Annotated in this window: 1 protein-coding gene; it reads right to left on the reverse strand. The window is 57.8% G+C overall.

Annotation, left to right across the window (positions count from 1 at the left end):
• On the reverse strand, window positions 1-339 hold a 339-nt coding region (locus D7V97_RS43630; RefSeq protein WP_120616314.1), incomplete at its 3' end, for an Imm63 family immunity protein.
• Between the last annotated feature and the right edge of the window lie 128 nt (window positions 340-467).

A 467-nucleotide genomic window follows, 5' to 3' on the forward strand; every position in this document is an offset into this window, starting at 1 on the left:
GTCCGGATCGATGCTCGTCAGCAGTTCTACTCGCTTGCTGAACATCAACCGCCGGAAGTCCTGCCCGGGAATGCGATGCTCCAATTCATAGGCGCAGGCCATGGAAAAAGTCACGCCATCGAATATCCAGTACAGCAGTTCATCCAGATCGGATGTCGATTTGCGGAATACCTCCGTGCCCCGCTCAACGGCAACGTAATGATATTGGCCGCCCCCGATCTCGATGTGCGGGCGGGCGAAATCAGCGCTGTATCCGAACGTCGGATAGGCGTTACCGGGTGCGGCGATGCGTTCAGACAGGCGCGCGACCTCGGCCTCAATTTCTGCAAGCGTTTTCATAACGGTGGTCTGCGTAGTCGCCCTGCCCAAATATGCTGTGGCGTCTTGTACTCCCAGCAAGGCGCCGGGCTCAGATGCTAACGCAGCAAAGCGGCGGCTGTCAGCGCGAGAAAAGTGGGGTATTAACC

The organism is Corallococcus sp. CA053C (genome assembly GCF_003611675.1).
Classification (GTDB): domain Bacteria; phylum Myxococcota; class Myxococcia; order Myxococcales; family Myxococcaceae; genus Corallococcus.